This is a genomic window from Synechococcus sp. OH2, from assembly GCF_047462155.1.
Taxonomy (GTDB): Bacteria; Cyanobacteriota; Cyanobacteriia; order Thermostichales; family Thermostichaceae; genus Thermostichus.
The window spans coordinates 3,202-8,602 of the sequence record NZ_JANSIR010000027.1; the positions used below are offsets into that span (position 1 = coordinate 3,202).

4 protein-coding genes and 1 pseudogene are annotated in these 5,401 nt (G+C 51.6%); 3 read left to right on the top strand and 2 right to left on the bottom strand.

What is annotated here, in order from left to right; all coding sequences use genetic code 11:
• The 3 genes and pseudogenes from NW835_RS02225 to NW835_RS02235 form a co-directional block, all read left to right on the top strand.
• A pseudogene (locus NW835_RS02225) lies at positions 1–273 on the top strand (hypothetical protein); the annotation flags it as partial.
• Positions 260–604: a hypothetical protein gene (locus NW835_RS02230; protein WP_414414416.1), complete on the top strand. Its 345-nt coding sequence runs from the start codon at positions 260–262 to the stop codon at positions 602–604. The pseudogene NW835_RS02225 and the gene NW835_RS02230, both read left to right, overlap by 14 nt.
• Positions 605–645: 41 nt before the next feature.
• The gene (locus NW835_RS02235; protein WP_414414417.1) at positions 646–1,392 is read left to right on the top strand and encodes a Uma2 family endonuclease; all 747 of its coding nucleotides are present in this window, start codon (positions 646–648) and stop codon (positions 1,390–1,392) included.
• Between the two features lie 42 nt (positions 1,393–1,434).
• Here NW835_RS02235 and NW835_RS02240 read toward each other — a convergent pair whose 3' ends face one another.
• A complete protein-coding gene (locus tag NW835_RS02240; protein WP_414414418.1) occupies positions 1,435–4,131 on the bottom strand; it encodes a TylF/MycF/NovP-related O-methyltransferase in 2,697 nt (898 codons plus the stop codon).
• Between the two features lie 36 nt (positions 4,132–4,167).
• A complete protein-coding gene (locus NW835_RS02245) occupies positions 4,168–5,250 on the bottom strand; it encodes a hypothetical protein (protein ID WP_414414419.1) in 1,083 nt (360 codons plus the stop codon).
• Positions 5,251–5,401: the final 151 nt, after the last annotated feature.

Here is a 5,401-nt window from a genome sequence, read left to right on the forward strand (position 1 = left end):
AGCGATGAACCCGAAATGGAACACTCCCTCCACGCCCTGCAGCTTTTGATTCTGGTGAGCTGCCTCACCCGCCTCTGGCAGGATCGCAACGACTACTTCCTCGCCTGGAACCTCACCGTTTACTACAGCCGAGAGCAATTCAAAAACAAAGACTTGCGCGGCCCGGATCTGTTTTTGGTCAAAGGGGTAGAAAACCGCTCTCTGCCTTCTTGGGTGGTGTGGGAAGATCATCGAGCCGCTTTCGGAATCGGCAGCCAAGGTGGATCGGGATGAAGAGCGGGAGCTTTGCGAAAGGGTTTTTAGGACGCCGGAGTACTTTTACTTTTCTCCCGAAACGCAGGAGTTTACGGGCTTGCAACTGAGGGGGGAACGGCATGAGGAGATTGAGCCACCGGAGCAGAGGTGGCGCTGGAGGGAAGTGTTGGGGCTGCGCCTAGGCATTCCTAACCAGCAACTGCGGTACTTTTTCCCCAGTGGGGAGCTGATGCCCACACCAGAAGAAGCTGAGAAGATCGAATGGCAGTGGGCTGAGCAGGAACGGCAACGGGCGGAGCGCCTGGCCCAAAAGTTGCGAGAACTGGGAGTGGATCCCGATACTTTGTAAAGAAAACTGGCCAGCCCAAAATACCTCTCGGAGAACTGGCAATGACCAACCCCAAACCGATTATTGAGGTGCCGGATCCGGTTAATCTACCCGACTGGCCCCCTACCCAAGACGAGCTCCCCTACGACGACGGCGTACCTATGGAAAGCTGGCGACACAAGTGCCAGATGGACTTGCTCATCTCCGTCACCCAAACCTGGCTGCAACAGCGCCCTGATGGCTTTGTCAGCGGCAACATGTTCCTCTACTACAGCTTGGAGCAGACCCGCAGCCGCAATTTCCGAGGGCCTGATTATTTTGTGGTGCTGGGAGTGCCCAAGGGCGAGCGCAAAAGCTGGGTGATCTGGGAGCAGGGCAAAGGGCCAGACGTGGTGATTGAGCTTCTTTCTCCCAGCACTGCCCAGGATGATAAGACAAGCAAAAAGCAGCTTTACGAGCAAATTATCCGGGTGCCGGAGTACTTTTGGTTTGACCCGTTTGAGCCGGAGGACTGGGCGGGGTTTCGGCTGAGGGGCGACCGCTATGAGCCGATTGAAGTCGATGCAGAAGGTCGCCTGCCGAGCGCAGTTCTGGGACTGTACCTGGTGAAATGGGAAGGCAGGTTTCGGGACATCGAAACCACATGGATTCGCTGGGCCACCTCTTCTGGTGAACTAGTGCCCACCGAGGCCGAACTGGAGCGGCAAAGGGCTGAACAAGATCGGCAACGAGCCGAGCAGGCCGAACAGCGGGCGGAGCGCCTGGCCCAAAAGCTGCGAGAACTGGGGGTGGATCCCAATGCACTTTAAAGCCCCCCTCCCCTCAAGAGGGTTGAGGATAGGCGGCAAATCCTACTGAGCAATCAACAAAACAGGCAGCTTCTGGACAGCAGGCCGTAGTCCTTTGGGAAAACGCTCCCGCTTCAGAGCGTAGCGGTAGTTCATATGCTGAATCAGCCTCTCCCACTGCCAAGGGTTCAAGCCAGACACCACAGAACAAAGCGGCTCCTCAGCTACTTCCTCTCCTTTCTCCATGAGTTTGAGGATTACATTCCCCGCCGCCATTTCTAGTGTTTGATTGGCTAGCTGTGGATCCGGATCCCCGAGTAGGATAAGAGCATAGTCTTTTGGATTTGGACTAAGCAAGATTTGCTCCAGCAGCTTCTCCAACTCCTGCACAAGCTGCTCCGTTTCCAGCTCCCAGTAAGGAAAAAGAACGACGTTAAACTTGCTCAGGGGGATCCCTTGCGGAAGTGTAGTTTCTGTTAAGCTATCTCTCACTACTGGCAGGTTCTCAGCCAGGCTCACCCAGACTCCGCCATAGTCAATACTATGTAACCGAAAGAAAGCCCCAATTTCTCGTTCAAAGTCGTGGACAGCCTCTCGACATCCCTGCCAATGCCCGTAATCATCGATTTGGATAAATCCTTGGGAGTTAACCTGCTCATAAAGATTCTGAAAGATATCCATTGTGGACTGGTACCAGTCAGCGTCCGCGTGTAGAAAAGCGATCTCGCCGACCTGGTCGCGGTAAGCTGGTAATGTGTCAGCAAACAGTCCCTGCACAGGAACAATGAGATCCCAAACTCCTAACTCCTTACTGATCACCTCCAAGTTCTCCGAGATAGGAGCACCCAAAGCTCCAGCTCCATAGGAAGTATCATTGGCAAAAACTCCTCTGTAATCTCGGTCTACTTCTGTTGGCTGAGGCATCCCTGAGAAGGTGTCAAAAGCGTAAACCTTGCGAGGTCGGCGGCTGTAGTTTTTGATCACCCAAGCTAGCAGTGCAGAGCTGCCTCCTTTGTAAACGCCACACTCGACAAAGTTCCCAGGGATGTCTTCTTGGCAGACTCGCTTGGCCAAGGTGTAGAGATTCCAGAGACGCTCAAAGCCCAAAAGGGTAAAGGCCTTAACCTTTTCCAAAACTCTCGATAACTCAAGGTTGCATACCGGGTATCCCTTCAAATGCTCTGGCAGTGTCCAATCAACAGCAGGATCCGGAATATGCTCCACAGGCTGGACGTTGCCTCGCCAAGCGACGCCCATGATCTGCATGGTTTGGTAAATCATCGTGTTCCAGCCTCGATCCCTCAGGTAGTTTAGGCCCTCGGCTACATCCGGTGAAGCAAGGTCGTGAAAGAGAATTAGAGCATCTTCAGCAGCGTAGCGGTCTGCCACCTGAGCATCCAGCAGAGGAGCTGGCGCGTCGTGATTTCCATCGATGTAGATCAAAGACCAGCGGCGGTCATTTTCCTGGCCAATCTCTTCTACTTTCTCTGGGCTATAGCCGGGATACAGGTTGACATTGGAGCGAACTCCCGCCAGGCGGAGAGACTGATCCACACTTTCATAAATCTGAGGATTGGCCAGAGCAGGATCCACCACATCAAGAACAACTCCTCCCGATGCAAGGTGAGCAGTTGACCAACCTAGCCAACACCCAATCTCCAAAGCAGGTTTTCCTTGGAGCTTAAGAGCAGTATTGTACAAGATATGTGCTTCATCTCGGCTGACAAAACCAATAATTGGCTGACGTAAGTCTGCGTACCAAAGATGGGGAACCTCTTTCCGCAAGTAGGGCCGGGGGTGAGAGCTTGGGTTCACTGAAGTCATTGAAGGGAAAGCGCGATCCAGATAAATTTTTCTGTGGTTGAGTGACACGTAATCATATCTTCTGACTGGAGAAAGGTGCTTTCCAGAGTACCGAAGACTGGCTTCAACTTTATAGCCGTCAGTACTGCTAACTATCTGAGTTTCTCTATCCTTAGTTTTGTGGGTGATGTGTAGGATACCTATAGGGCTGTGAGGCTTCCAGGGTTCAACCCAGAGTTTTCTTTCCCGATCCCACTTAGGTAACTGACTGTGAGCTGTCCAATTGCAAATCAAGGGTAAAACCTGAAAACTGCCCAATCCTAGATCATTGTAGAGAGCTACGTTGAGAGCATACTGATCTGAGTACAAGTCTAAGCTCATAGAGATAGCTTGCCTACTTCTTTCTTTCCACACCGCCCAGTGAATAGCCTGGTCTTTTCCAGAAAACACACCAGCATTGAGAGTCGGTCTTATATACAGATGATTATATGTCGTCTCAAAGTACCTCATATACCTCGAAAGGTGGAAACTTTGATGAGAAAATGGAAATGGATCGAAAAGTGTATTTACTAGCTCAGGAACAATTGCGAAGCCTGCGTGTATTGCTCCTAGTTCAAGCAGTTCAATCGCAGACCACTCCTGCACCCAGGCATCCGCATCGATCCAAATGTAAACCTCATAGCCCGGAAAATACTCAGGTAGAAATGGCCTAGATAACAAAGCTTTAAGATAATTAGGATAGCTATTACTATTTGGAATGTCATAATTCCAACTTGGCTCAACGACGTGGTCAACGTACTGACTTATCCACTGCAACTGTTCTGGAGTGAGGCCTACATCAAAGAATCCAATATCGACGGAGTAGCCCTGTGGCTTCTCTCGGATAGAGAGGATAGTTCCCTGGACTAACTCAAAAAACTTGCTGTCTGCGCTTGTAACAACGATAGTTGAGTTCATGACTTTCGCATCTCCTCTCTTTTCAAGAGTCCACTCCTAAGCTCTGCGCAGATAGCAGAGGGATCCTCTTTGACCAGCTATGATCTCCCCCTGCCAGATCATGTGAGAAGGATCCAGCATCTGGTCAATCTGCTTGCGGTTCTGCTCCGAGCCAAACTCCACATAGATGACCTTGACGTCTTTGAGCCATGGCTCCAAACTAGCCAACACCTCTACCCCTTGTCCACCTATAGCCACCCTGAGCACATCGATGCGCTCCAGACCTAGCTCCTGCAGGGTTGCCTTGGCTTCCCGAAAGACCAACACCTGCTCCACTCCCCACTCTGTTTGAGAGTCTTCTGGCCAAAGACGACGAGTCCTGAGGCTGTTCTGCCCTGCTAGGCCCACTGGATGCACATGGCAGTTGCCCAAAATAAGAGCATTCTGCTGCAGCAGGTGCAAGGCCAGGGGATCCGCCTCAAAACAATGAATAACTGCATCTGGGCAAAATCCATGAAAGTAGACACTGGCAAGCCCCACACCAGCCCCTATGTCAACAATAGTTCTCACTCCAGGAATAAATGAAGGGATGTTATAGTTATTGAGATATGTAGATTCATGGGAAAATATCTCTTCGTAGAGCCATACCACAAAACTAAGCTGGTTTACGGTAAACTCTCGCCTATAGCTTTGCATCAACCGATTACTATTGGCAAAGATAAGTTGATGGTTTTCTCCGAGAACAAATGCAAAGTTGGCTTTGAGGATCTGCTTCAGTCTCTGGAGATCCTCAACTGTACACACAGCCACATCAAACACTGGCCAGCTTGCTGGTTCTTCTGTTAGCTCATGCACCCGTCCAGCCACGCCCCTCTGCTGCAAGAGAGCACAGGGATCCACAAAGCTCCCTTCCCCATACAGCTCCAGCCGCGGCAAGTCCAGCAAATCAGCAGCAATCACCCCAGGACAGCCGCGGCTGAGAAACACCTTGAGCCGCTCTTGCACCCGATGCAGCTCTTGCACAGGCTCATACACAGCCAGGCGGGTGTCTATCAGGTGAGAGTTAGCCGTGCTGACAAAGTGACGCACCTCGAAACGAGGCGAGTAGCGGAAGGGTTCGGGCAGCTCTCCGCCAAACACCCAGTCCAGCAGATTCTGGATGCGGTGGCGGGGGTGCCACTGTTTGTCGAAGGCTTGGTAGGCACGGCGGGCAATCTCGATGGCTTCTTGTGGATGGTCGAGGTACAGCCTGTTAATTTAAAATAGGGTACAGGGTTTAAGAGGAAGGAGA

What these genes read in the sequence shown, in the direction of transcription:
- NW835_RS02235 (WP_414414417.1), top strand. Translation starts at nt 646, where the DNA reads ATGACCAACCCCAAACCGATTATTGAGGTGCCGGATCCGGTTAATCTA.
- NW835_RS02240 (WP_414414418.1), bottom strand. Translation starts at nt 4,131, where the DNA reads ATGAACTCAACTATCGTTGTTACAAGCGCAGACAGCAAGTTTTTTGAG.